Annotated in this window: 25 protein-coding genes and 1 pseudogene; 6 read left to right on the top strand and 20 right to left on the bottom strand. The window is 39.7% G+C overall.

What is annotated here, in order from left to right; translation table 11 throughout:
- Nucleotides 1-6 precede the first annotated feature (6 nt).
- Nucleotides 7-384 carry an SET domain-containing protein gene (locus tag ORD22_RS07590; protein ID WP_317645319.1) on the top strand — a complete coding sequence of 126 codons (378 nt, stop codon included), beginning with the start codon at nucleotides 7-9 and terminating at the stop codon, nucleotides 382-384.
- Nucleotides 385-428: 44 nt separating this feature from the next.
- Here the strand turns inward: ORD22_RS07590 and cydC are convergent, their stop codons facing one another.
- The 5 genes from cydC to ORD22_RS07565 all read right to left on the bottom strand — a co-directional run bounded on the left by cydC (nucleotide 429) and on the right by ORD22_RS07565 (nucleotide 6,964).
- Complete coding sequence (cydC, locus tag ORD22_RS07585) at nucleotides 429-2,159, bottom strand: thiol reductant ABC exporter subunit CydC (protein WP_317645318.1); 1,731 nt, start codon at nucleotides 2,157-2,159, stop codon at nucleotides 429-431.
- Nucleotides 2,156-3,877 carry a thiol reductant ABC exporter subunit CydD gene (cydD, locus tag ORD22_RS07580; protein WP_317645317.1) on the bottom strand — a complete coding sequence of 574 codons (1,722 nt, stop codon included), beginning with the start codon at nucleotides 3,875-3,877 and terminating at the stop codon, nucleotides 2,156-2,158. The genes cydC and cydD overlap by 4 nt, the downstream gene beginning before the upstream one ends.
- A complete protein-coding gene (gene cydB / locus ORD22_RS07575; protein WP_317645316.1) occupies nucleotides 3,877-4,893 on the bottom strand; it encodes a cytochrome d ubiquinol oxidase subunit II in 1,017 nt (338 codons plus the stop codon). Before cydB ends, cydD begins: the two co-directional genes overlap by 1 nt.
- Nucleotides 4,880-6,283 carry a cytochrome ubiquinol oxidase subunit I gene (locus tag ORD22_RS07570; protein ID WP_317645314.1) on the bottom strand — a complete coding sequence of 468 codons (1,404 nt, stop codon included), beginning with the start codon at nucleotides 6,281-6,283 and terminating at the stop codon, nucleotides 4,880-4,882. The genes cydB and ORD22_RS07570 overlap by 14 nt, the downstream gene beginning before the upstream one ends.
- 201 nt (nucleotides 6,284-6,484) lie before the next feature.
- On the bottom strand, nucleotides 6,485-6,964 hold the full coding sequence (locus ORD22_RS07565) for a hypothetical protein (RefSeq protein WP_317645313.1): 480 nt from the start codon (nucleotides 6,962-6,964) through the stop codon (nucleotides 6,485-6,487).
- A 255-nt stretch (nucleotides 6,965-7,219) separates the two neighbouring features.
- Between ORD22_RS07565 and ORD22_RS07560 the strand changes: the two genes are divergently transcribed.
- Nucleotides 7,220-8,722: a catalase gene (locus ORD22_RS07560; RefSeq protein WP_317645402.1), complete on the top strand. Its 1,503-nt coding sequence runs from the start codon at nucleotides 7,220-7,222 to the stop codon at nucleotides 8,720-8,722.
- Between the two features lie 59 nt (nucleotides 8,723-8,781).
- Here ORD22_RS07560 and ORD22_RS07555 read toward each other — a convergent pair whose 3' ends face one another.
- Both ORD22_RS07555 and ORD22_RS07550 read right to left on the bottom strand, forming a co-directional pair.
- Nucleotides 8,782-9,594 carry a DUF368 domain-containing protein gene (locus tag ORD22_RS07555; protein ID WP_317645312.1) on the bottom strand — a complete coding sequence of 271 codons (813 nt, stop codon included), beginning with the start codon at nucleotides 9,592-9,594 and terminating at the stop codon, nucleotides 8,782-8,784.
- Between the two features lie 178 nt (nucleotides 9,595-9,772).
- Nucleotides 9,773-11,158 (bottom strand): polysaccharide deacetylase family protein, encoded by a 1,386-nt coding sequence (locus ORD22_RS07550; protein ID WP_317645311.1) that lies wholly within the window; start codon nucleotides 11,156-11,158, stop codon nucleotides 9,773-9,775.
- 321 nt (nucleotides 11,159-11,479) lie between these two features.
- On the opposite strand from ORD22_RS07550, the gene trhO reads away from it, so the two are divergent.
- On the top strand, nucleotides 11,480-12,454 hold the full coding sequence (gene trhO, locus ORD22_RS07545) for an oxygen-dependent tRNA uridine(34) hydroxylase TrhO (protein ID WP_317645310.1): 975 nt from the start codon (nucleotides 11,480-11,482) through the stop codon (nucleotides 12,452-12,454).
- Nucleotides 12,455-12,525: 71 nt separating this feature from the next.
- Here trhO and ORD22_RS07540 read toward each other — a convergent pair whose 3' ends face one another.
- The 3 genes from ORD22_RS07540 to ORD22_RS07530 form a co-directional block, all read right to left on the bottom strand.
- Nucleotides 12,526-13,725 carry an acetyl-CoA C-acyltransferase gene (locus ORD22_RS07540; protein WP_411567633.1) on the bottom strand — a complete coding sequence of 400 codons (1,200 nt, stop codon included), beginning with the start codon at nucleotides 13,723-13,725 and terminating at the stop codon, nucleotides 12,526-12,528.
- A 206-nt stretch (nucleotides 13,726-13,931) separates the two neighbouring features.
- A complete protein-coding gene (locus tag ORD22_RS07535) occupies nucleotides 13,932-14,915 on the bottom strand; it encodes an NAD(P)/FAD-dependent oxidoreductase (protein WP_317645309.1) in 984 nt (327 codons plus the stop codon).
- Nucleotides 14,916-15,026: 111 nt separating this feature from the next.
- Nucleotides 15,027-15,314, bottom strand: a complete 288-nt coding sequence (locus ORD22_RS07530; protein ID WP_317645308.1) for a DUF6509 family protein — start codon at nucleotides 15,312-15,314, stop codon at nucleotides 15,027-15,029.
- A gap of 296 nt (nucleotides 15,315-15,610) precedes the next feature.
- Between ORD22_RS07530 and ORD22_RS07525 the strand changes: the two genes are divergently transcribed.
- Both ORD22_RS07525 and ORD22_RS07520 read left to right on the top strand, forming a co-directional pair.
- On the top strand, nucleotides 15,611-15,817 hold the full coding sequence (locus ORD22_RS07525) for a hypothetical protein (protein ID WP_317645307.1): 207 nt from the start codon (nucleotides 15,611-15,613) through the stop codon (nucleotides 15,815-15,817).
- 401 nt (nucleotides 15,818-16,218) lie between these two features.
- Complete coding sequence (locus tag ORD22_RS07520) at nucleotides 16,219-16,479, top strand: M3 family metallopeptidase (RefSeq protein ID WP_317645306.1); 261 nt, start codon at nucleotides 16,219-16,221, stop codon at nucleotides 16,477-16,479.
- Between the two features lie 170 nt (nucleotides 16,480-16,649).
- Here the strand turns inward: ORD22_RS07520 and ORD22_RS07515 are convergent, their stop codons facing one another.
- The 5 genes from ORD22_RS07515 to ORD22_RS07495 form a co-directional block, all read right to left on the bottom strand.
- Nucleotides 16,650-18,131 (bottom strand): GGDEF domain-containing protein, encoded by a 1,482-nt coding sequence (locus ORD22_RS07515; RefSeq protein ID WP_317645305.1) that lies wholly within the window; start codon nucleotides 18,129-18,131, stop codon nucleotides 16,650-16,652.
- Between the two features lie 163 nt (nucleotides 18,132-18,294).
- Nucleotides 18,295-19,974 carry a formate--tetrahydrofolate ligase gene (locus tag ORD22_RS07510; RefSeq protein ID WP_411567632.1) on the bottom strand — a complete coding sequence of 560 codons (1,680 nt, stop codon included), beginning with the start codon at nucleotides 19,972-19,974 and terminating at the stop codon, nucleotides 18,295-18,297.
- Between the two features lie 33 nt (nucleotides 19,975-20,007).
- Complete coding sequence (locus tag ORD22_RS07505; RefSeq protein WP_317645304.1) at nucleotides 20,008-20,991, bottom strand: zinc-binding dehydrogenase; 984 nt, start codon at nucleotides 20,989-20,991, stop codon at nucleotides 20,008-20,010.
- 137 nt (nucleotides 20,992-21,128) lie between these two features.
- Complete coding sequence (locus ORD22_RS07500) at nucleotides 21,129-21,614, bottom strand: helix-turn-helix domain-containing protein (protein WP_317645303.1); 486 nt, start codon at nucleotides 21,612-21,614, stop codon at nucleotides 21,129-21,131.
- A 144-nt stretch (nucleotides 21,615-21,758) separates the two neighbouring features.
- Entirely contained in the window at nucleotides 21,759-22,244 is a 486-nt protein-coding gene (locus ORD22_RS07495; RefSeq protein WP_317645302.1) for a dUTP diphosphatase, read from the bottom strand.
- 94 nt (nucleotides 22,245-22,338) lie between these two features.
- Between ORD22_RS07495 and ORD22_RS07490 the strand changes: the two genes are divergently transcribed.
- Nucleotides 22,339-22,719, top strand: a complete 381-nt coding sequence (locus ORD22_RS07490) for a sigma-w pathway protein ysdB (RefSeq protein WP_317645301.1) — start codon at nucleotides 22,339-22,341, stop codon at nucleotides 22,717-22,719.
- Nucleotides 22,720-22,765: 46 nt separating this feature from the next.
- Here the strand turns inward: ORD22_RS07490 and ORD22_RS07485 are convergent, their stop codons facing one another.
- The 5 genes and pseudogenes from ORD22_RS07485 to ORD22_RS07465 form a co-directional block, all read right to left on the bottom strand.
- Nucleotides 22,766-23,056 carry a DUF1294 domain-containing protein gene (locus tag ORD22_RS07485; protein WP_317645300.1) on the bottom strand — a complete coding sequence of 97 codons (291 nt, stop codon included), beginning with the start codon at nucleotides 23,054-23,056 and terminating at the stop codon, nucleotides 22,766-22,768.
- 77 nt (nucleotides 23,057-23,133) lie between these two features.
- Entirely contained in the window at nucleotides 23,134-23,493 is a 360-nt protein-coding gene (gene rplT, locus ORD22_RS07480; RefSeq protein WP_317645299.1) for a 50S ribosomal protein L20, read from the bottom strand.
- 71 nt (nucleotides 23,494-23,564) lie between these two features.
- Nucleotides 23,565-23,765, bottom strand: a complete 201-nt coding sequence (gene rpmI, locus ORD22_RS07475; RefSeq protein WP_029052909.1) for a 50S ribosomal protein L35 — start codon at nucleotides 23,763-23,765, stop codon at nucleotides 23,565-23,567.
- Between the two features lie 26 nt (nucleotides 23,766-23,791).
- Nucleotides 23,792-24,273 (bottom strand): annotated as a pseudogene (gene infC / locus ORD22_RS07470) (translation initiation factor IF-3).
- 525 nt (nucleotides 24,274-24,798) lie between these two features.
- On the bottom strand, nucleotides 24,799-24,924 hold the full coding sequence (locus ORD22_RS07465) for a hypothetical protein (protein WP_317645298.1): 126 nt from the start codon (nucleotides 24,922-24,924) through the stop codon (nucleotides 24,799-24,801).
- Between the last annotated feature and the right edge of the window lie 696 nt (nucleotides 24,925-25,620).

Below are 25,620 nucleotides of genomic sequence, written 5' to 3'. Positions count from 1 at the left end.
GATTCATTGATAGTCAGCGTACAAGATACTGGGAAATATGATAGAGGAATCTTTGCTGAAAGAGAAATTCAATCCAACGAATTAATCGAAGCATGCCCCGCCATCATCATTGAAAAAAAAGAGTGTAAATATATAAAAAAGACTATTTTGAGCAACTACTTCTTTATTTGGGGAGATGACTTTAGTGAAGCCGCAATCGCTCTTGGATATGGTTCGCTAATTAATCATTCCTACCAGCCTAATGCCCGATTCGAAGTGAATAGTAAAAATAGAACGATTGATTTCTATGCAATTGAAACAATAGTTGCAGGCGATGAAATAACCATTAATTATAATGGTGAGCCGGATAATATGTCGCCGCTTTGGTTTGATTCAATAACATGAGAAAAGGCTACCAGATGAATATATCTGGTAGCCTTTTCTCGTTTTTAAAGAGAAGCCATATCTAACTCATATAACTTCCGATATCTCTTATTACTAGTGAGCAATTCTTTATGCGTTCCTTGCATCACAATCTTGCCATCTTCCATAAAGACGATCTTATCCATCTTCTCCATCCCCATCAAGTGATGCGTAATCCAAACAACCGTTTTATCTGCTAGCGATTGGTGAATCGTCTCCACTAAAGAATGTTCCGTCACCGGATCTAGTCCAACCGTTGGCTCATCTAGAATAACAACCGGCGTTTGTTTCAATAAAATTCTAGCTAGTGCAATCCGTTGACGCTCTCCACCCGAAAAGCGTTGACCTGTCTCTTCCATTTGCGTCTTGCTACCAGCAGGTAATGATTGTAAATACGTTGCTAAACCTACTTGTTCAACAACTCGTTGCACATCTTCAGCTGTTGCGGCCGAATTACCTAGCTTAATATTATTTTCAACAGTAGTGGCGAATAGATACGGCTTTTGATTCAACACACTTATCACATCATACATTGTATCTCCAAAACGACTGGCGGAAATTTCGTTGACTTGCACAGATCCATTGGTCGGTTCTACTGTGCCTAGCAATAATTGAATCAATGTAGACTTCCCTGCCCCACTTTTACCAAGCACCGCCACTTTCTCACCTTGTTGAATGGACAAGGTAAGATTTTGTACAGCGTCCTCCGACTGTCCTTCATAACGGTAACTGACGGCGTCGAGTGCGATTGTCACGTCACGAACCTCTTCCACTAATTCAAGCGGCAACTGACTCCCCGGATTCTGTTGATGGATATGGTCAATGCGTTGTAAAGACGCTTCATAAGCTGGGATTCTTTCCAGCGCATGTGATACAGGAATTAATCCTTCCAAGATCGGCAAGGTCACCAATGTAAAGGCGGCAATATAAGTCGGCACCAATAGTCCCTCCGCTGCTTGTTGACCAGCCCAGACACCAACAACTAGGACGAGTAAGCCTGAGAAAATTTGCAGTTGCGCCGTACGAGACTGTTGCCAGTAAGCTAATTTCTTATCCATTTCATGACTCGCATGACTTTCTTGTTGAAATGCCGACAGAAATTGTTCTTTACGACCACTGATGATCCAATCACGTAAGCCAAAAATCCCCTCTGTCATCGTGTTATAGAGTTGACTATGCAATTTTTTCGACTGTTGCTGATTTTTCTTCATTAAATAGAGTGAAGCCATCGGATAGACGAAAGCGACGATCCCTAAACAAAGTGCCATGATAATTGCAAATTTCCAGTCATAGACCGCTAGCACGATTACTGAAAAACTATAAAGGAATAGCCCGATGACGGTCGGAAACAACGTTCGAATATAGACATCTTGTAAATGTTCGATATCATCTGCCAACGTCCCAAGTAAATCGCCCGTCTGGAATCGTGAACGGATGAACAACGCTTGCGGCTCAAGTACACGGTACAAATGGACACGCATATCCGCAATGATCTTTAATACGGCATTATGGCCAAGCAATCGTTCTACATAGCGCAGAGCAGCCCTTGAAATCCCGAACGTTCGAACCGCCACAATCGGAATATATACAAGCAAAATATTCTCTGGCCTTTCCGATGTACGGGAAATTAAATAACCTGAAGTAAAAGTTAGCATCGCTGCGGAAAGAATCGTCAATGTCCCTAACAAAATCGTAGACAATAACGTTTTCTTATAGATTTTAGCATACGGCACGATATGTTTTTGATACAAATTCATACAGCATGCCCCTTTCCGCGCGCTTCCAATAACCGACAATAGGCTCCGTTGCGTTGCAATAATTGCTCATGAGAGCCTGTTTCTATGATTTTCCCTTGGTCGATAACAATAATCGCATCCATCTCCTGCATCCAATGAATTCGATGTGTAGCGAAAACCACGAGTTTCTCTTCCAATAACGGTAAAATCATCTGCTTCAATTCATGTTCTGTCTCAATATCCAAATGTGCGGTCGGTTCGTCAAATAACAAAACTTGACGGCGTTGTAGTAGCGAACGCGCTAAAGCGATTCGTTGCTCTTCTCCTCCACTCAACGCACGGCCACCCGCTCCAATTCGCTCAGCGTAGCCATTTGGAAACGTGCTAACTAACCGATCCAAGCCTACTCGTTTCGCAGCCTCAATAACTTCTGCATCCGTAGCATCTGGCTCATAAAAACGAATATTTCCAGTCACACTATCCGGAAAAATCGTCGGATGTTGCGGGATATATGCAATTTGATCTTGCCAGTCTGTTACAGCAAAATGGGGTAATTCTTGTCCATCTAAAATACACGTTCCGCTAGTCGGTAACGTAAAGCCCGAAAGTACATCGATTAACGTTGATTTTCCAGCACCCGAATGTCCAATAACTCCAATTTTCCCATAGCCTTGCAACCTCAAATTCAGACCTTCAAAAATTACTTGATCTCCTAACTGCACCTTCACATCCCGTATCTCCACAATGGATTGTTTATTCCAACGTTTGAGCGGTTTCAAAAGTACAGGCATGATCGGCTCCGGCTCTTCCAATATCGCATGGATTTGTAAACTCGCATCCTTACCGTCCGCCGTCGCGTGGAAATCATTACCAAGTTCTCGCACAGGCGCAAAATATTCCGGTGCCAAAATCAATATAACTAACGATGGCTCCAAGAGTATCTGCCCGTTGATCAAGCGTAACCCTAGCTCCACCGCCACGACAGCCACAGAAAGACTGGCAAAGAAGTCCAATGAAAATGACGATAAAAACGCAAACCGTAACGAACGATTCGTCGCAATACGGTAGTTATTACTAACCTTAGCAATCGACTGTTCGTGTGCACGACTTCGACCTAGATACTTCAATGTCACAATGCCTCGTAGCGAATCAACAAAGTGACGCGACAACAACCGATACGTATCCATTTGTGCATCAATCTGCCTCTTTGAAACCATTCCAATTAAAATTAGAAATATAATTAAAATCGGCAAAACAATCATTAATGTAATGGCAGACATTTTATCTAATGTAAACACATAGACCACAATAACAAACGGAACAATTGCCATAGAAAATGTACGCGGAACGAGCAATTCCAAATACTTGCGAAATTTCGGCACACCTTCAAGTCCTAGAGTCACTAAATGACCCGAACCATACTTCCCAACGGCTTGCGGCCCAATAGCAAAAATCTTTCGCAATAATTGTTGCTCATATTCCTTTGCTGTTTGATCCGCAAAACGGTAAGAAATTCGTTCCTTCCCCCATTGAATGAGATGACGCACACTATTGACTACGACAAAAATCACAAAGGACCGAAGCGCTTCACTCCAGTCTGCACCTTGGAACAATTGTGTAATAGCTTTCGCTAAATAAATCGCTTGAAAAACAATGGCGATTGACTGGACTGCAGTTAGCAATCCAATCAACGCCAATACTTGTTTACTTCCTTTGTATTGAAGTAAGTATTTATCCATTAGTATTCTAGATGCTCCTTATCACCGGTCAATCGTTTACGGAACACATAATAACTCCAAATTGTATACGCCAAAACGATTGGAACCATAGTACACGCTACGATCGTCATAATTTTAAGCGAATAATCTCCGGAAGCCGCTTCAGCAATAGACATATTAAATGCCGGATCCATCGTACTGATCATCACATTCGGGAATAGCGTGATGAAAAAGCTAGCCGTAATAATCATGAAGATTAAACCTGTCATCGTGAAGCTTAGTCCTTCGCGTTTGTTTCTTAAGAAGAAGAACAACAATACATATAACAGTATCGCCACACCATACATAGGGATCAACAACGCACTTTTATCTACAAATGCATCTGTATCTAAATAGGTGAGGCCTATAAACAATACGATGAACACGCCGGTCAATCCATACACTTTACGCGCAGCTCTATTGGCACGTTCACGTAAACTTCCTACCGTTTTTAAACCGATAAACAACAACCCGTGTAAGTACGACAACAGAACGAATGTTATTCCACCAATCAGAGTATAAATATTAACGAAATCTGTGAAGCCCGCATACATATTCATATCTGCATCAATCGGTAACCCTTGAATCAAACTGGTGAAAAATACACCAAAGATGAATGGCGGTAACAAACTTCCGAAGAAAATCGCCCAATCCCATGTCTTCACCCAAGCTACTGAATCTACTTTATTGCGGAATTCAAAAGCCACACCTCGTATGATAAACGCTAACAACAACACAACAAACGGTAAATAATATCCACTGAACACCGTCGCATACCAGTGTGGGAATGCCGCGAACATGGCGCCCCCAGCCGTGATAAGCCATACTTCATTAGCATCCCAGACCGGTCCAATCGTATTGATGACTACACGTTTCTCTAAATCATTTCTTGCTAGAAATTTCGTGCTCATGCCGACTCCAAAGTCGAAACCTTCCAAAAAGATGAAACCAATAAACAGGACTGCAATTAGTATGAACCAAAAATCACTTAACGGCATGTTCTCCACCTCCTGTTTCAAACGGATCTGTTATAGATACTTCAGCTGGTCTTTGTTCTTCCGGTCCACGTTGAATGTATTTTACAAACAACACAACCATGATAATTCCAAGAATTGTGTAAATTGTTGAGAACGAAATAAGTGAAAATAGAATCTGACCAGCCGAAACGTTTGGTGAAATTCCGTCAGCCGTCTTCATCAAGCCGTTGACTACCCAAGGCTGTCGTCCCATTTCAGACATAATCCAACCAAATGAATTCCCGATGAATGGCAGGAAAATTCCTACAATGAGTAACCGTAAAAACCAAACAGACTGCATGATTTTCTTACGCCACATGAGGAATAGTCCAAGTGCACCTAGTCCTAGTAGTGTCCCACCTGTTACAACCATAATACGGAAGCTCCAAAATGTCGTCTTGACTGGCGGTAGATAATCTCCTTCTCCGTATTTGTCGATCATTTTCTTCTCTAGTACGTTCATACCTTCTACTTTCCCTTTAAATTCACTATAAGTTAAATAACTCAGCATAAACGGAATATCAATCCGGCCAGTCGTATCTCGATTTTCCACATCTATATTCGCAATCAACGTCCAAGCGGCAGGGTCTCCACTGTCTTCCCATAAACCTTCTGCAGCAGCCATTTTCATCGGCTGTGCATGCATTAAGTATTGCGCTTGAGAGTGACCAGTGAAAGCAATTCCAAGGCCTGATAGCATACCGATGACCAAGGAAATTGCCAGCGACTTCTTAAAGAACTCTACTTTACGTTTCTTAATCAAATACCAAGCACTAACCCCGATAACAAAAAATGCACCCGTTGCAAAACTACCGAAAATCGTATGCGGGAATGCGACCCATAATTTTTCATTCATCAAGACTGCCATGATGTCATTCATTTCTGCTCGTCCATTTTGAAGTACATAACCTTCAGGATTTTGCATGAAAGAGTTGGCAGCTAATATCCAGAAGGCTGACATAATGGTGCCGAAAGATACGAGCCAAATCGATGCCAAATGTAACCACTTGGGAATCTTACCCCAACCGAAAATCCAAATCCCGATAAAAGTGGATTCTAAGAAAAATGCTAGTAATGCTTCAACTGCTAATGGAGCACCGAATATATCTCCTACAAATCTAGAATATGCTGACCAGTTCATACCAAACTGGAATTCTTGAATAATTCCTGTCACAACACCGATTGCGAAGTTGATTAGGAAGAATACACTCCAGAACTTAGTCATTTTCAAGTAAATGTCATCTTTCTTTACTAAGTACATCGTTTGCATGATTGCAATAATCAATGCTAAGCCGATTGATAATGGTACAAATATAAAGTGAAACAATGTAGTGGATGCAAATTGAATTCTCGCTAATAACACTTCTTCCATTTCTCACGAACTCCTTTCGAACTTTCGTTTCTATTACCTAGAATAGCGTAGTTTAAAAAAGAGTGAGTGAACAATGTGCGTATTTCTTGTTACAAACCTGCAAACTTATGTCAAAACTGTATATAAGTTATGGCAGCTTTGTCACAATACAAAAACTCATGGAATTCCATTTAAGAGGAACTCCATGAGTCTGAAAAATTACTATTGTACGGTTTCCATGATCTTTTCAAAATCCGGATGAGCTTTATGTAGATATATAATGAAGTTCTCCATTCGTTTGACAGCTAATGGTTCACGTTTACTACCTAGGGACACTTCTATACTTCCCGTTTCATCTACATTCGACAGTCGATCATCAGTAGGCGCTAGTTTATAAATATGAAGAGGTAACAATGATTCACCATTAACAACGAGCGTAATGCCCGTTTCAGCTCGAAACATCTCTACATTTGCATGTAATGGCTCACTTATCGTAAAACCTTTATCTTGCAATTTATTATGCACTTCTTCAAAAAAGACTTCATCCGATAGTGTAGGAACAATTACAACTTCTTGTGGTGGGATTACTTCTGTTTTCTTCTCCACCTTAGGTGTTTCCTCTTTCTTACTACAAGCTCCTACAATCAATAGCAAACCACTAATCAAGACAAGGCTCACACAGTATTTCGTAATACAGTTCATTAGGCAAAGTCCTTTCTATATTAAACAATATCACTTGTTATTATACATCATTCTAGTATTTTTTCGTTAGGTAATACGTTTTTCTAGACAATTCATAGACTACAAACTATGATGAATATAGTGATATAATAATGCTTATCCAATGATAATTATTATTATTTAATAGTTATTACAGATAAAACTGTTCATACTTCTAATCCTTTGCTATAATTGATTTACACTATAGTAATGAAAATCGAGGAGGAGTCTATTATGATGAATAATGAAAACAATTCTCAAAAAAGAAAATTAACGACTGCCGCTGGTGCACCTGTAGTTGATAATCAAAACTCTATATCAGCAGGTCCAAGAGGTCCTCTTTTACTACAAGACGTTTGGCTATTAGAAAAGTTAGCGCATTTTGATCGCGAAGTTATTCCTGAGCGTCGTATGCACGCTAAAGGTTCAGGAGCGTATGGCACGTTTACTGTTACACATGATATTACGCAATATACGAAAGCTAAGTTATTTTCAGAGATTGGTAAGAAGACCGAGATGTTTGCACGCTTCTCAACAGTTGCAGGCGAACGCGGTGCAGCGGATGCTGAACGAGATATTCGTGGATTCGCACTAAAATTTTATACAGAAGAAGGTAACTGGGATTTAGTCGGTAATAATACACCTGTATTCTTCTTCCGTGATCCACTACAGTTCCCTGACTTGAATCATGCTGTTAAACGTGATCCACGGACGAACATGAGAAGCGCAACAAACAACTGGGACTTCTGGACATCACTACCTGAAGCACTTCATCAGATCACAATCCTGATGAGCGACCGTGGAATTCCAAAATCATACCGCGAAATGCACGGATTCGGAAGCCACACGTTCAGTATGATTAATGCAAACAACGAACGTCATTGGGTTAAATTCCACTTCCGTTCCCAGCAAGGTATTAATAATTTAACGGATGAAGAATCTGCAGCAATTATTGCAGAAGATCGTGAAAGTTCACAGCGTGACTTACTAACAAATATTGATGAAGGAAACTTCCCAAAATGGAAGATGTTCATTCAAGTGATGACAGAAGAACAAGCGAATAACTTACCATACCATCCATTCGACGTAACTAAAGTTTGGTACAAAAAGGACTTCCCTTTAATTGAGGTAGGCGAATTCGAATTAAACCGCAATCCTGAAAACTATTTTGCTGAAGTAGAACAAGCAGCGTTCACACCTGCAGCTATCGTGCCTGGTATTGGTTTCTCTCCAGACAAAATGCTACAAGCTCGCTTATTCTCTTATGGCGATGCTCAACGTTATCGTCTAGGTGTCAATCACCACCAAATTCCAGTCAACGCACCGAAATGTCCAGTCCATAGCTTCCATCGTGATGGTCAAATGCGGGTAGACGGAAATATGGGTTCTACAATTCACTATGAACCAAACAGCTATGGCGAGTGGCAAGAACAACCCGATTTCAAAGAGCCGCCCCTTAAAATCCAAGGCGATGCAGATAACTGGAACTTCCGTGAAGATGATGATGATTACTTCACACAGCCAGGTAAATTATTTAATATTTTAACTAGCGAAGAACAGCAACGACTATTCGACAATACGGCTCGCAATATGGGTGATGTTCCAAAAGAAATCAAGATTAAACATATCCGCCACTGCTACTTAGCAGATACGAAATACGGTGAAGGTGTAGCAAAAGCGCTTGGTATTCCAATGGCAGACGTAGACATCGAAAACACTACTACAATTGTAGACGACTAAATAGAACTACAGAAAAGCCCTGAGATTTTTTAGAATCTCAGGGCTTTTTGATAGTTCATTTACTGTTCACCCATACCATTTAAAATATTGGCGATGATCAATCCTGTAATTATCGCAATGATGCTCATGACGTACGGTGTACCACTCTCTGGAATTCCAGGGAAAATAACAAATATCGAACCGATAATTAGTCCGATGATAACCGCAAACATCCCCGTACGATAATGTGCCAATAACAAACGAATCAACTTACTACTTACAACGAAACCAACCGCTATTCCAGCGCCTATAGCTAAAATAATTGGTATGTTGAAATCTGAAATGGCAGTAATTACCGTTGTGTAGACACCAAGTAACAGCAGAACAAACGATCCACTTACACCTGGCAATAGCATTGCCATACTGCCAGCCCATCCTGAGAAAAACAAAATAATCGCTGTTTTTACAGTAAGATGCGTAATAACTAGAGGTTCTACCGGCTTCAGCCAGATAGTTGAAGCCAGCGCTGTTGCTACGACTAACATCAATACTACATGATGGAACTTAAAATTCCTTCGTAATCCCGCCTGCTTAGAAACGAAAGGAATCACACCAATGATCAATCCTAAAAATAAGTATTGTGTAGGTTCTTGATAATGCTTGAGTAAATAACTAATTACTTTACTGAATATAATAATAGTTGCACCCATTCCAATACCGAGCGGTAACAAGAAACCAATATGTTTTTTCCAATCCTTGCTGAAAAAACCACTAATTGAAATAAGTAATCGATCATAAATACCTAATATAAAAGCAATTGTTCCGCCACTAACACCCGGAACTAGGTCGCTAATACCCATTAAAAATCCACGATATAAATTTCTCCACTCCATGCCATCTGTTCCTCCAATGATGTTGTTCCATGCAGTATACCACGGTGTTTACTGCAGATTGCAACTATCTCGTCTGTATAGAATACTTTTTATCTTATGAGTGACTTCCGCTATATAAGACTGTTGCAAAACAAAAGTTGTTCCATTGTTTAATGAAAACAATGGAACAACTTTCAAATCAATAATTCTCCATTTCTGATACAGTGGCAAATGTATAGCCTTGCGCTTGTAGAAATTCAAGAACAGCGTCTAGCCCTTCTGCAGTAGACTTATGAATATCATGCATCAATACAATACTATCGTGTTTTACATCAGCTTCGATGTTCTCCAATAATTTATCTGGATCAAGATGTTCCCAATCTAATGTATCAACATTCCATAATACGACCGGCAATTTCGAACTTTCTCGAACTCGTTGATTTACCGCGCCGTATGGTGGTCTGAATACTGTAGCATGCTGACCAGTTGCTTGTAAAATAATATCTTCCGTACTTTGTACTTCATCATGAAGTTCTTCATCCGTTAACCTCGTTAACGGGGGATGATTCCATGAATGATTACCTATTTCATGACCTGCTTCGGCTACTGCCTTCGCGATATTCGGGTACTCCTCCACTCGGTTCCCAAGCATAAAAAATGTCGCTTTCACATTATATTTTTGTAGCGTTTCAAGTACTTTCTTCGTAAAGCGCGGATCAGGCCCATCATCAAATGTTAAGGCAATTTTTTTCTCTGGACTTGCTACTGCTGTCTGCACTTGGAATTTCTTAGACACTAAAGAATTAATTTTTTCTAATGGCACTTCTACTTGTATGGACCCTGCTTGTCGCTTTGTCATTACCCCGGTCCCATAATAAAGAATTAACCTGTCATCTGTCAAAGCGAAATTACGGTAATTCGTCCAAGTAGGTTCTGTTGGTTGCCAGACACTGTCTACAATTAGCACTTCTTGTAAAGCTGGATCCTTGTAAATATGATCTCTCACTACTTTAGCTACACGTTTTAATTTTTCTGCATTGCGGTCAACTACATCTGCCATAGTCAGTTGAAATCCAGTAATTGGATCTATATGGAATGTACGTATTTCCGTTATACTTTCCTCATTACTTGTAGATGTAGTCGTGTGTAGGACGAATGAATAATTTCCAGACGAATGCTGCAAAGTATCTAAGGATATATTCAATTGATTTTGTGTTGCATTCGTCGACTCTGTTTTCACCTTATAATAATCCTTTTTTACTTTCTCTATATAGTCCGTAATTCCTTTATTAAATTCTTCAAATTCACTTTGAGGGTACTGTATCGTAAATGGCATCATTTTATCGTCCATTGTTTCTGTCACAATTTTTATACCTGGGTAAGTTGAGTTCGTTGAACGAACTATCACTTCTGCTTTAGGCTCATCAATTTTTTTAGGTATAACTTTATTTGGTGACGCGCTCGTTGAACTACTGAATGTACGAATGATTAATAGTAAGGCAATCACAGAGAGAATGGTGATTACACTCAAAAAAACAATATCGATTAAACGTGAACGCCGTTTTCTCCTGTTTTCTTTCTTCATTATAAGACTCCCTTTTCAATATGACTAACTCTTCTTTAATAAGTACATTATCTATCCATAGACTAACCTACGAATATATGTCTAGCTAATAGTATACTACAAAATTATGATGAAACAATCGTTTCCTTGTGTCACACTGCATGTCCATCAAAATTAATCTACTGAATTAGTGTGGGAGTACTTTTACTACAATGTATTTTATGTTATAATTCGTAAGGTCCGAATCTTGCAAATCCGGATGAAGGGATACTACTTCCCTTTTATACACACCGATCTCGGCTGTTGTCTATTGCAAAGAGAAAACAGAAGGCGGTAATTACAATGGAAAAGAAAGACTATCGAGTATTATTATTTTACAAATATGTGACAATTGAGGAGCCTGAAGAGTTCGCAGCTTCCCATTTAGCATTTTGTAAAGAAACTGGTTTAAAAGGCCGAATTCTTGTAGGAGAAGAAGGTATCAACGGAACGTGTTCAGGTACGGTGGAACAAACCAATGCGTATATGGAACATATGAAAGCTGATCCACGTTTTGCAGATATTTGGTTTAAAATTGACGAAACAGATGGCCATGCATTCAAAAAAATGCACGTTCGCCACCGTCCGGAAATTGTGAACTTAAGCTTAGCTGAAGATGTTAATCCTTTAGAACTAACAGGTGAATATTTAGAGCCCGAACAATTCTTACAGCAAATGCAAGATGAAAATACAGTTGTACTAGATGCTCGTAATGACTATGAGTACGATTTGGGCCATTTCCGTGGCGCTATTCGTCCTGACATCGAAAACTTCCGTGATCTCCCTGAATGGGTTCTAAACAACAAAGAACAGCTTGAGGGTAAAAAGATTTTAGCTTACTGTACTGGCGGAATCCGTTGTGAGAAGTTTACTGGTTGGTTAAAGCGTGAAGGCTTTGAAGATGTTGCCCATTTACATGGTGGAATCGTATCTTACGGTAAAGACCCTGTTGCAAAAGGTCAACTTTGGGATGGACAATGTTATGTATTTGATGAGCGCATTGCTGTTCCAATCAATCAAGTGGAACACGTCATCGTTGGTCGTGATCATTTTGACGGAACACCATGCGAACGCTATGTGAACTGTGCAAATCCTGAATGTAACGCGAAGATTCTCTGCTCTGAAGAGAACGAGCATTTCTATATGCGTAGCTGTTCAGACGACTGCCGCACACATCCACGCAATCGTTATTTCGTAGAACATAACTTAACAGTCGACGAATTTGATCAACGGATAGCCAACATTGAAGCGTCACGTTCAAGTGAGACTGTCTCTTAATTAATAAAAAAGCAGCAAACTTCCTTTTATTTAAGAAGTTTGCTGCTTTTTATTCACTATCGACTGAGTACTCAATCCCTTTCCACCAACGTCGAAATTCCCTGTCCAACACCTATACACATCGTGGCAAGTCCTACCTTTGCATCTCTGCGTTTCATTTCATGTAATAAAGTCGTTAATATTCGCGCTCCGCTGGCACCTAACGGATGTCCAAGCGCAATAGCTCCTCCGTTCACATTCACTTTTTCCGTTGGTAGTTCTAATCCATCGATACATGCCAAAGCTTGTGCAGCAAATGCTTCATTTAATTCGATTAAATCGATTTGCTCCATTTCCACACGAGCCTTTTCCAGCAACTTTCTTGTGGATGCGATCGGACCTATTCCCATTACACGTGGTTCAACGCCTGCAGTTGCTGACATTTTGTAAAATCCGAGAATTTCCAAATTCAATGAGTTAGCCAACTCTTCATCCATCAGTAATAAAGCAGAAGCACCATCGTTTACACCAGAAGCATTACCTGCTGTTATGGAACCATTTGCAAAAAGCGGCTTCAGTTTTTCTAATGCTGCTGCTGAAGAATCGTGACGGGGATGTTCATCTGCTGTAATAATTACTTCCCCTTTTTTCGTTTGATATCTAACTGGTATGATCTCCTCGTTAAATATATTTGCTTCCATCGCTTGTTTTGTTTTCATTTGAGAAGAAAGTGCAAATTCATCTTGTCGCTCTCTAGAAATTCCAAATTCCTTTGCAACATTCTCTGCTGTTTCAGGCATTGAATCTACTCCGTACTTTTCCTCAAACTGCGGATTAATAAAGCGCCAACCAATTGTTGTATCTTGTAGCTGCATATTTCCACGAGGGAAAGCTTTATCTGGTTTCGCCATAACTAAAGGTGCTCTTGACATAGACTCTGTCCCGCCAGCAATGACAACTTTTAGCTCACCTGACAGAATAGATCGAGCAGCGATATTGACCGCGTCCAATCCAGATCCGCACAGTCGGTTGATAGTTGCTCCACCTACTTCAATTGGCAATCCTGCAAGTAAAGAGGACATTCGGGCCACATTACGATTTTCTTCTCCTGCCCCATTGGCATTACCAAAAAGCACATCATCGATTAGCTTTGTATCCAGTTGTGGGTTTCTATCAAGCAATCCACGAATTACAGTAGCACCTAAATCATCTGGTCGAACGGAACTTAATCCACCTGCATATCGACCAATCGGTGTTCTAACAGCATCTATAATCGCAACTCTTTTCACCATGTAATTTCCCCCTTATTTTCAATAAAAAAGCGGCATTAATCTAATGGATTGACCCACAGATTAATGCCGCTATTTGCTGACTGAGTAAAGTATGGAAGTACTTCACATCAACAAACTGGCTAGATTATTCAATACGCTCTACCAACTACTTAAGTTAAAAATAACAAATATCCGTCAAATTGTCAAACAATTTCTTCTTAATAAAGTTAGCTAAATACACTTGTACTGTGAAGAGGCTGAACTTTTGCTTTTGGATCGATGAAGGCTTTTGCGTGGCTAATAGCGATTGGTGCTTCCCCCATTCCGACAGCAATCAATTTCACTTTTCCATCGTATGTTGTGACATCACCTGCTGCATAAATTCCTTCAATAGTTGTTTCCATTCGAGAATTGACTACGATTGAGTTACGATCCATTTCAAGTCCCCACTGTTTCAACGGTCCAAGAGAAGAAATATTACCATAGTTTACAACTACATGATCTACTTCAAATTGCTTTTCAGTGCCATCTTTCTCTTTCAAAATCACTTTCTCAATCTTATCACCATCACCGTGGATTGCACTTACCGCATGTGATGTCAATACATTGACTGTAGAATTACGAAGTTGATTGACGCTCGTTTCATGTGCAGTAAAACGCTCTCTGCGGTGAACTAATGTTACTTTTTTAGCAATATTCTCTAGCATCAAAGCCCAGTCAAGCGCGGAATCTCCACCGCCACAAACTAAGATTTCCTGGTCCTTGAACATAGAAAGATCCTTAATACCATAATGCAACGTTTTACCTTCAAAAACAGACTCTTCATTCAATCCTATCTTACGTGGTTGGAATGCGCCAATTCCGGCAGTTAATAATATAGTGCGTGTTAAGTGCTGGCCTTTATCTGTTGTTAATACGAAATGATCTTCTTTCTTTTCGACAGACAATGCTGCTTCACCTAGACAAATCTCCGGCTTAGCATACTGTGCTTGTTCCACTAAATTAGCAACTAGATCCTTCGCTAAAATTTTAGGAAAGCCACCTACATCATAAATGTATTTATCAGGATATAGCTCGATTAATTGGCCGCCAAGTTGTGGTAAACTGTCGATAATTTTAACAGACATCTCACGCATACCTGCATAAAATGCTGAAAACAATCCAGTAGGTCCTCCACCAATAATCGTAATATCCACTATTTCTTGATTCATGTAAAACACTCCTATAATCGATTCTGTTTTGGCAAGCTATTCAAGATGTATCACTCATGTCGCTCCAGTATATTATCTACTATTTAAAAGAGAAATACATCTATTTTGTATTCAGATTTGAGGGAAATGTTCAGTACAATATTGTTCTGCAGTCGCTTGTTCATCTTCGTCCCATTCCAAATCAAAAGTACTTTCCGTAGCCAATTCATAAAACTGGTACGTCATCATTTTTCGTTGGCCATCTTTTACAGAATACAGTAAGCGTAAGCCAGTGCCTTCTTCATTGAATAACTCGTCATCCTCATCAAACTGTACTGTCAGTAGAAACTCATAGCGTTGACCATCTATAATACCTGTTGGATCCACTAATTCTTCTACTTTACCATTTAATATTTTCATATAACTTCTCCTTCTTCCCGCTCATTAAGAGTTTGCTCCCTCTATCCTACATCATTTCATGGGAATGTGACAATTTAGAGAGCAATTTTCTAATAAAAAGTTTGCATTTCCTAAATAACTACCGGAAAATGAAAAACTAGACAATTGAGGAGGAGTTTCATGCTTACTTTCGAAGATTATGAATACACTCGCTCAAATATGGAGCAGCTAACCGAAAAATTCCGCACGCTACTTGATTGATTTTAACAGGCAACCACATTTGAGATTCAATCGGATGTAATCCAAGAAATCAATCGTTGACAAGTGATTACTATCGAGTATTAATCACCACACCTATTCGTTTACAGTTAGAAGAAAAATGGGGAACTCAGTTATTTTCACTTGCTGAAAATGCTATTCATTCATACTCTGATGAAGTGTTACCACTTTTACAGCAAGAGAATATGCTCATTTCAGAATATGCATCACTTGTTGCTTCAGCACAAATGAAACACTTACATTAGCTCAACTTGGTCCGTATAAAGAATCTTTGGATAGGAACATATGTAAAAAAGCAATGGACGCCTCTGCCAACTTCTTCGCGTAACACGCCGAGGAATTCGATGATATATTCGATCGACTTGTAATTATTCGTCATACAATAGCGACAGCTCTCAGTTACAAGAATTTCACAGCACTCGGCTATGTACGAATGGATCGTATTGGATACGATGCAAAGTTGATTGAAAATTTTAGAGAACAAATACGTAACTATATTGTTCCTCTCGCCACTACCATACGGCAAGCACAAGGCGATTGAATCAGTGTGGATCAATTAACATTTTATGATGAACCTTTACATGTTGAGAAAGGTAATCCGCAACCTTTAGAATCAGCTGAATGGATTATATAAAATGGTCAAAAGATGTATTCAGAATTATCCCGAGAAACTGGACGTTTCTTCGAATATATGAAACGAAAAAACTTGCTAGATCTTGTCGCTAAACCAGATAAAGAAGCTGGTGGCTACTGCACATTTATCGATAATTACGACTCTCCATTCATCTTCTCGAATTTCAATGGGACATCTAGCGATATGGATGTACTGACTCACGAAGCAGGTCATGCTTTTCAAGTGTACTCTAGTCGTTCCATTGGAATCCCTGAATATATTTGTGTAAATTAGGCGGTTCTAAATCATTTTTGGAACTTGTAGATGAAGCAAATTTACAGTCACCTTTCGAAGCAAGCACGGTTCAAAACGTTGTAGACTCTATTCAAGACTGGTTTACTGAAAATAGCTATGGGTGACTGAAAAAACGGTTATCCCCGACGTAACTAGGAGATAACCGTTTTTTATAATTCAAGCGGATCATAAAGAGAATATTGATCTTTCCCTCTTTTCTTAGACTGATATAATGCTAAATCTGCCTTATGAAAAAGTGAATCAATGGTGTCTCTTGGCTCCGCTTTTGCAATTCCAATACTAATTGATAAGTCGATTTCTTTTTTCTGTAAATATCTAAATGATTCGCGCATTGCTTGTAACATACTGTTTGCCCGCTCTAACACTTCTTCATCTGACATCCGTGAAAACAGTACTACAAATTCATCTCCGCCAATTCGAGCTGCTAGATGATCCTTACCACTTTCTCTATCAATAATCTTTGCAGCATGGATGAGAAGTTTATCCCCTTCTCCATGGCCGAGAGAGTCATTAACTAATTTAAAATTATCCAAATCAATAATCATAAGTTGCAATGAACCTCTAGTTTTAGCTAACCACTGGCTAGCTGTATCTTCAAATGCTGCACGATTCTTTAATCCAGTTAATACATCGTGAAACGCTAAGTGAATCGGGCGTGAAATCATTTTAGCTAGTACAATGGATAGAAGGATAGTTACTATAGTGATTCCAATAATCTGGAAGATAAACTGATTGCGATAGGATTTCAGAACACTAGAAAAAGGTACATCAAAATAGGCTATTTCCACTACTCGATGTGTAGAGATACTTGGTGTGTAATCCGCTTTATAAGGAATATATCGATAAGTTAGCAACTGTCCATTTTCTGAAACAGTCATTTCTTTCATTTCAAACTCACGAAATGCTTTTTTGAAAGTATCCAATCGAGAAGGACTGATTTTAAGATCTTTTTCTGAATCAGTTTCCCCTAATAAAATTCCTAGTGAATTATAGACTTTTACTGATTTTATTTGCTCATTTTCCGAAGTTAATCTATGTATCGTATCCCGGAAGTTGAATTCTTTAAACGCAAGTTTATCTTCTAAGTAAAAAGCTAGCTCAATGATATACTGTTTATCTGGTGTAGGCATATAACTAAACTTCTTAAATTCCCTAGACTTTTGTTGTATATCCAAGGCGTCATGTGTGAACACCCCTAATTCTCTACGTTCAGTTAATAATTTCCCGAAATTTGAACAACATTCATTAAAGTCTAAACCAACATCTGCATGATAGCTACTTTCAATCACTTTATTTTCTGAGTTAATGATGAAAATATCCATGCCACTTTCATTTTTCATACGATCATAATCCCATGTTGAAAAATCAGGATTTTGTTTATACAACTCTACTAGGTTTTGAGAATATTCTTCCATAATTACCGCACGTTCCACATCTAATACATTGTATACTTTATCAATAGTGGAGAGACTCGTAATAATTTCATCTTCCGCCATTTGGATTTGCGTTTCCAAGTTCTCTTGAACATTTTCTTTTAACTTGAGATAATCCGCCACTACAATAATTAGTGATAGAAGTAACGTAAATGAAATAAGAATGACAGTTAACTTATACCGAAAATTTTTATCCACCGTACGGCACCCCTCCTACTCGTTCACTGCTCATGAACTTCTGTAAATAGTATACCATACGGATAGTTTAATTGAATCTCGTTCATATACCTTTAGAAACATTTGTCATCGTTCTTTTTTGACAAAAAAAACGAAGAGCTTATAGGCCCTTCGATTTTTGCTCTTACATTAAACCTTTTGCATTACCTTCTGCATCAACATCCATATTAAGGGCAGCCGGTTGTTTAGGTAAGCCAGGCATCGTCATAATATCTCCTGTTAAACAAACAAGGAATCCAGCTCCAAGTTTCGGTAGGATATTGCGTACAGTAATCATAAACCCTGTTGGTCGTCCAAGTTTTTTTGGATCATCAGAAAATGAATACTGTGTCTTCGCCATACAAACCGGTAACAAGTCCCAGCCATTTTTTTTAATTTCAGCTAAATCTTTTAATGCTTGATCTGTAAAGTTCACGCCTAGACCACCATATACTTTTTGAACAATTGCTGTCACTTTCTCTTCGACAGACTGTTCGATATCGTAAATTGGCGCGAAGTGATTCGGCTCATCGATTACTTTTAACACTTCTTTCGCCAACGCTTCACCGCCTTCTCCACCATCTGCCCAGACATCGGTTAAAGCAACTTTCACATTATTCTCTTTGCACCAATTTTGTACTTTTTGAAGCTCTTGTTTAGAATCTAACACAAAGTGATTTAATGCAACGACTGGCTGTACACCAAAAGCACGAATAGTTTCTACGTGTTTTTCTAAGTTAACTAATCCAAGCTCAACCGCTGCACTATTTTCTTCCTTCAAGTCTTGTTTAGCCACACCACCATGCATTTTCAACGCACGAATGGTTGTCACTAATACAACAGCATCCGGTTGGAATTCCCCTTGACGCGCTTTAATATCCATAAATTTCTCAGCACCTAGATCAGATCCAAAGCCCGCTTCAGTCACAACATAATCCGCTAAATTCCGCGCGGTGTTCGTTGCTACTAACGAGTTACAACCGTGTGCAATATTTGCAAACGGACCACCGTGAATGATTGCAGGTGTCCCCTCTATCGTCTGTACTAAGTTCGGTTTAAACGCATCCCTCAACAATAGCGTCAAAGCGCCTTCCACTTTCAGATCTCTGACGGTTACAGCTTCTTTGTCATACGTATAGCCGATAACGATGTCTGCCAAGCGCTCTTTCAGATTTTGTAAGTCAGTCGCTAAACAGAATACTGCCATAATCTCAGAAGCAACTGTAATATCAAAGCCATCCTCACGCGGGATTCCTTGACCAGGTCCCCCTAATCCAATCGCTATATGGCGTAGCGAACGATCATTCATATCCATTACTCGCTTCCATGTAATTCGACGTGGATCAATATTCAAAAGGTTCCCTTGATGTAAATGGTTATCGATCATTGCACTCAATGCATTATTGACAGTAGTGATTGCATGAAGGTCGCCTGTGAAATGTAGGTTTATATCTTCCATTGGTAATACTTGCGAGAACCCGCCACCTGTCGCTCCACCTTTAACCCCCATAACAGGGCCAAGAGATGGTTCACGTAACGCGACAATTGTTTTCTTGCCCAATCGTGAAAGTGCATCGCCAAGTCCAACTGTAACTGTGGATTTACCTTCTCCAGCAGGTGTAGGGCTCGTCGCTGTTACGAGAACTACTTTTGCCTTAGCTGTTTGCTCCGGTAATTGATCTACATTGATCTTTGCTTTATACTTTCCGTATAATTCAAGCGCATCTGGAGAAATCCCCACTTTCTCTGCAATCTTCTCAATTGGTTGCATAGTTGCTCTTGAAGCAATTTCTAAATCTGTCAATGGCTTCACCTTTTCTGTCACTTCTCCCCCAGCCTTTCCGTACCGTCTATGGTATTACTCATTTATTTGTAATACAATTTTCCCGAATTGAATACTCTTATTTAACTTATCAAACGCCTGTTCCGCTTGTTCAAGTGGAATAATAGAGTCAATGATCGGATGAATTTGATGCTCTGTGATAAACGATAGCATATCTCGCAATTCCTCACGACTCCCCATCGTCGTTCCAAGTAACGTATACTGACCATAAAAGAATTCACGTAAATTTAAATCGACCGTATCTTCTGTAGTGGCACCAAATACAACAATTCGTCCACCTTGTTTTAATACTTCGAGTGAGCGATTGAATGTTGCTCTTCCTATACTATCAATTACAAGGTCTACACATTCATCTTTTAGTTGCACTGGCCAGTCACTATTCGTATCAATCGCAAGATCTGCTCCTATTTTAATTGCTTGACGTCTTTTTTCTTCACTTCTAGACGTAACAATCACACGTGCACCTAGTTTTTTTGCAAATTGAATTAAGAATGTAGCGACACCACTTCCAGCCCCTGGAATAAACACGGTTTGACCTTCCTGAATTTGACCTTTCGTAACGAGCGCACGATAGCCAGTTAGTCCAGCTAAAGCAATAGTTGCTGCTTCATCCCAAGAAAGATGTGCCGGCTTTTTTTCAAGTTGTTCAGCTGAGATACAAATTTTCTCTGCAAATGTCCCGTGATCCGGCATGCCGAGAATATCAAAAGTAGCTGCAGGTGCGTTACTTTCTTCATACCAACGAAGTGCTGGATTGATGATTACTTCATCACCAACAGACCAACCAGTTACTCCCTCTCCTATCGACTCAACTATACCTGCACCATCTGAACCTACTATTAGAGGTTCCTTCGCATCACCACGACGTACCGGAATCATTGTATCCCGGCGATTTACACCCGCTGTTTTTAAGGATACGATGACTTCACCTTTTTCAACTGTCGGTTCTTGGATGTCTGTAAACCGCAACTCACCACTTTCATGAACGAATGCCTTCAATCAACTCATCCTCTCTACGCTTATATACGCTACTATCATAACGTATTTAATTATTTTTTCCTATAGTTCACTCCATTCGAAGTGCTGTTTATAAAGAAAAAACACAATGAGCTAAAGAGCCATTGTGTTGAAAAGAATTATAAGTTGCGTCTTTTATATTTAGCCAATTCCAATAATTCGAGTACATCTTTTTTAGGTAATCTGATTACTAACTCCATCAGCTCTTTTTCTGCCAATCTTCTACCTTTACCGCTACGGTATTGTTCTTTGTTAACCGCATCGATCTCTTTATAAAACACTTCCGCCCCATCTGATGATTGTGAACTTTCGGCATTCATCGTTTCACGAAGACGATCGTAAAGAGATTCTACTGTGTTACCTGTTGTTTTTATATATGGAGTGAACGTTACTTCCCCCATGATCAATTCATCTGTAGAGACTGAAAAACGTTCTGAAATTTTTGCAATCCACGCTGCGGATGGGGCATTTTTTCCGCGCTCCCAGTCCTTGATTCGACTAGCAGATGTTCCGATAGCTGCACCAAAAGCCATCATTGAAAGCCCGCGACGTTCTCTCAGCTCTTTCAACCGCAATCCAAAATCTTCCTTACTCCATTCGTTCAACGGAATACCCCCTATTTGCCATCATTCTCTTTATATTATTATCAAAACGGCGTTTTTGTCAATTAATTTTTATATGAAATCATTCATCATCAACGTAAATGAAATGAACTATTGTCTAATCCCTACGTAAAGAGGTAATTACATTTAATAACCACTTCTTTGACGTGCATAATTCTCTTCATTTTTGTCAATATATGCTTGAATAATTTGTTCTTCTGTAAAACCTAATATTTTAGCTAGCGCACCATAGTGCATCCAAATATTCGTATAACTTTCGAAACTGAGCTCATCTAAGAATTTATAGATCGCTTGTCCAGTCTGTAAGAATAACTGAGTCAAATCAGCTTCAAGCGCATTACTAGTAGGCCAATTTTCTAATCCATCAAAGTCTTTTTCAATTCCAAGGGACAGTAAAAAGTGGATAGAATCGACGTACTCTTCTAAAATTACATCTTTAGCTGAAGGACCTTTCGTGCTCCAAAATTTAAAGCATCTTGTTTCATTTGCTAGTTCCGCTAATTCCACTAGTAGAGCCAAACCTCTTTCATCAAATGTTTCAGTTGCTTTATGATTTTTTTGTATGTATGCATCCAATGCTTTTTGCATGCTAAATAACTGATCTAATTTCATTTTGACAACCTCCAGAAAATTTTCTATAAAATGAAACCTTTTCTCTTACTCATCCGTATAGGTATAAACTAGAATGTGTTCAGGAGTTGATTTCATGGTTTTATTGATTCGTATACTTATTATAGCACTTATCATTTATTTGTTTTATGCTGGTATTCGCTATTTGACAGATGCCAAGCGTAAACTAGATGATGCATATGAAAAAGAGCAATATTATTTTTATGATGACGTGAAAAACATTCGCAAAAACTTCTTCATCACATTTAAAGGCGCCATGTTTGAAGGTGAAAAATATCTCGGGACCACGCCTGATTCTTTTGATGTAGTATCCATTTTTATTTGGGTCAAAAATGAATCGAAGCTACAAGGGATGACCAAAGAAGACTTCCTCTTCCTAGAGTCTGAAGTGAAATCGTATTATCCATTTGCTGAAGTCAATTGGAAAAACCCGATTGAACAGTTGATGAAGGGCTAATATACGTACTGAAAGGAAACAGCCACATTAGCTGTTTCCTTTTTCATTAGAATATAACCGAAGTCGGCAATTCAAATCCCGATGAAACGAGCAGGATTACGATATCCAACATTGCTAGTAATAGAAAACCTACACGGAAGTTCGTCTTTCTCGTTTTATGGTGAAAAACTTGCATTCCAAAATAAGCCCCTATCCCGCCGCCAAGTAATGCTAGCAACCAAAGATTGCGTTCTGGAATTCGCTGTTTTTTCTTCTGCGCTTGTTTTTTATCGAATCCCATCGCCACAAAAGCCCAGGCGGATAAGATTGCCATATAAATCACCAGAGTTTGCGCCACGTTAGCTACTCCTTTGCACAAAAAAACCACTTTCGTTTCCATATAAGAATGAAAGCGAAAGTGGATTTTAGTTCATCTTATTTTGCAACCGACTTTTTTGCTGTTTCTGCAAGTTGTGCAAATGCTTGTGCATCTGTCACAGCTAGATCTGCAAGCATTTTACGGTTTACATCGATGCCAGCTACTTTCAAGCCGTGCATTAATGTGCTGTATGAAAGACCGTTGATACGTGCAGCCGCGTTGATACGTGTAATCCATAGTTTACGGAATTCACGTTTCTTTTGACGACGATCACGGTATGCATAGTTGAAAGATTTCATAACCTGTTGGTTAGCAACCTTATAAAGTCTATGTTTTGAACCGAAGTAGCCTTTAGCTAATTTTAATACTCGTTTATGACGCTTGCGCGTGACTGTTCCACCTTTTACGCGTGGCATAGTGCATTACCTCCTGCTTATCCTGTAAGTGTGTGTTGATAGAAGTTTGTTTAACGAAAAGTCTATCGATATTACTTCATGTTTGTTAGCATTTCACGAATACGCTTGTAATCGCCTGAAGAAACTAGTGAAGACTTACGTAAGTGACGTTTAGCCTTCGTAGATTTGTTTGCAAAAAGGTGACTTGTGTACGCACGGCCACGCTTTAATTTACCAGTTCCAGTTCTTTTGAAACGTTTCGCGGAACCGCGGTGAGTTTTCATTTTTGGCATGTTCTGTTCCTCCTAAATTGTTCGTGTTACTTTTTTTCGGCAAGCGGTGCAAGTATTAAGAACATGCTCCGACCTTCCATTTTTGGTTTTACTTCAACAGTTGCTAATCGAGCACTCGTTGACCGATTTCTTTGTGCGTAATCGCACGCCCACGGAAACGAATAGAAGCCTTTACTTTATCCCCATTTTCTAGGAATTTTACTCCGTTACGAAGTTTCGTTTGGAAATCATGCTCATCAATCGTCGGGCTTAACCGAACTTCCTTCATATTGATAATCTTTTGATTTTTACGAACTTCGCGCTCTTTCTTTTGCTGTTCGAACTTGAACTTCCCATAGTCCATAACACGAGCTACTGGGGGCTTCGCTTGTGGAGCAACAAGAACAAGGTCCAGGTTCACTCGAGCAGCAATTTCTAAAGCTTCATTACGTGTTTTGATACCGAGTTGCTCACCATTGTGATCTATTAAGCGAACTTCACGTGCTCGGATACCGTCATTTACGTACATGTCTTTGCTAATAGTAATCCACCTCCGAATATTGTCTCGTGAATACACGTTTTGGGTATATCGAAAACTTCGACTATAGGGTTCCCATAGGTCCATCCATTTTACGAAATAAAAAAAGTAGACAAATGATATTTGTCTACCCGCGTAAGTAATCCATGCAGAGTCCGCATAGTAATTAACTTATGTGCTAACCTGTCAACAACTACATTGCGTCGATCAGGTGAGAAGCGGGTAGCCTCTTCTTATACCACAAACTGTATTCATTTAACCTTATTTACTTTATCATACTTAGAAGAACGTGTCAACAACTCGGTTTAATCTGGTTGTTGGATACACTGTATAACGTTTACATCTATTCAACTTTCTAAGTATAGCGCATCATCAAATATTTGGCAAGGAAAAATTTAAAAGTTTGAATAGTAGCTACTGGCTTCTCTTCTCCGTACCCACCGCGGCGCTGATTGATAGCACCTGCGTTTGGATATATGAAGTAAGGTGAATAGTACTTTGTTGTTAGTAATGGATTCAGTAAGTGAAAGCCACTTCAATCAGCTTCTGTATATGGTGAAGTAATTCGTCACTGAACTCACTGCGGCGCTGGCGGATGGCTCCCGCAATGAGCCAGAAAGGAAGACCGCCTCTCTGTCTCATCGCTCCGCCTACCGCTTGTAAGGCGCCTGCGTTTAGTGAGCGGAAGTAAGTATCATAGTCCGTTAAAGTCTAATAGTGAATTTTACTAAGTACCAAAGCCTACTAAAACTACACTGTACTCAAAAAGCGAAGGCACAACTGCGGGGTCAGCCGAAGCCATGAGACAACTAGCGCGCCCTTCGCTAGCTGGCTCATGGCGGGAGGCAATCCTCCACGTGCCGAAGCGGTGATAGGAAGCTGACCTTCATGAACTTCAGTAACATAAAAAAGTCGAGCTACGACACATTGCTAACTAGTAGTAAATCCAAGACACATCAATACGCTTCTGTATGTAGTGAAGTAATTCGTCACTGAACCCACTGCGGCGCTGGCGGATGGCTCCCGCAATGAGCCAGAAAGGGAAGATCGCCTCTCTGTCTCATCGCTCCGCCTACCGCTTGTAAGGCGCCTGCGTTTAGTGAGGGGGAAGTAAGTATCATAGTCCGTTAAAGTCTAATAGTGAATTTTACTAAGTACCAAAGCCTACTAAAACTACACTGTACTCAAAAAGCGAAGGCACAACTGCGGGGTCGGCCGAAGCCATGAGACAACTAGCGCGCTTTTCGCTTGTTGGCTCATGGCGGGAGGCAATCCCCCACGTGCCGAAGCGGTGATAGGAAACCGACCTTTACTAACTTCAGTAACATAAAAAAAGTC

The organism is Sporosarcina sp. GW1-11, from assembly GCF_033088395.1.
Lineage (GTDB): Bacteria > Bacillota > Bacilli > Bacillales_A > Planococcaceae > Sporosarcina.
Note: the sequence above shows the minus strand (reverse complement) of the source record. Positions and strands in the feature narration are given on the sequence as shown.

Coding starts and splice junctions, on each gene's coding strand:
- ORD22_RS07565 (WP_317645313.1), bottom strand. CDS start 6,964: ATGAACTGTATTACGAAATACTGTGTGAGCCTTGTCTTGATTAGTGGT.
- cydB (WP_317645316.1), bottom strand. CDS start 4,893: ATGCCGTTAAGTGATTTTTGGTTCATACTAATTGCAGTCCTGTTTATT.
- ORD22_RS07570 (WP_317645314.1), bottom strand. CDS start 6,283: ATGGAAGAAGTGTTATTAGCGAGAATTCAATTTGCATCCACTACATTG.
- ORD22_RS07540 (WP_411567633.1), bottom strand. CDS start 13,725: ATGGTGAAAAGAGTTGCGATTATAGATGCTGTTAGAACACCGATTGGT.
- ORD22_RS07560 (WP_317645402.1), top strand. CDS start 7,220: ATGAATAATGAAAACAATTCTCAAAAAAGAAAATTAACGACTGCCGCT.
- ORD22_RS07530 (WP_317645308.1), bottom strand. CDS start 15,314: ATGAAAATATTAAATGGTAAAGTAGAAGAATTAGTGGATCCAACAGGT.
- rpmI (WP_029052909.1), bottom strand. CDS start 23,765: ATGCCAAAAATGAAAACTCACCGCGGTTCCGCGAAACGTTTCAAAAGA.
- ORD22_RS07520 (WP_317645306.1), top strand. CDS start 16,219: ATGTATTCAGAATTATCCCGAGAAACTGGACGTTTCTTCGAATATATG.
- ORD22_RS07555 (WP_317645312.1), bottom strand. CDS start 9,594: ATGGAGTGGAGAAATTTATATCGTGGATTTTTAATGGGTATTAGCGAC.
- rplT (WP_317645299.1), bottom strand. CDS start 23,493: ATGCCACGCGTAAAAGGTGGAACAGTCACGCGCAAGCGTCATAAACGA.
- cydC (WP_317645318.1), bottom strand. CDS start 2,159: ATGAATTTGTATCAAAAACATATCGTGCCGTATGCTAAAATCTATAAG.
- ORD22_RS07495 (WP_317645302.1), bottom strand. CDS start 22,244: ATGAAATTAGATCAGTTATTTAGCATGCAAAAAGCATTGGATGCATAC.
- ORD22_RS07535 (WP_317645309.1), bottom strand. CDS start 14,915: ATGAATCAAGAAATAGTGGATATTACGATTATTGGTGGAGGACCTACT.
- trhO (WP_317645310.1), top strand. CDS start 11,480: ATGGAAAAGAAAGACTATCGAGTATTATTATTTTACAAATATGTGACA.
- ORD22_RS07550 (WP_317645311.1), bottom strand. CDS start 11,158: ATGAAGAAAGAAAACAGGAGAAAACGGCGTTCACGTTTAATCGATATT.
- cydD (WP_317645317.1), bottom strand. CDS start 3,877: ATGGATAAATACTTACTTCAATACAAAGGAAGTAAACAAGTATTGGCG.
- ORD22_RS07465 (WP_317645298.1), bottom strand. CDS start 24,924: ATGAGACAGAGAGGCGGTCTTCCTTTCTGGCTCATTGCGGGAGCCATC.
- ORD22_RS07490 (WP_317645301.1), top strand. CDS start 22,339: ATGGTTTTATTGATTCGTATACTTATTATAGCACTTATCATTTATTTG.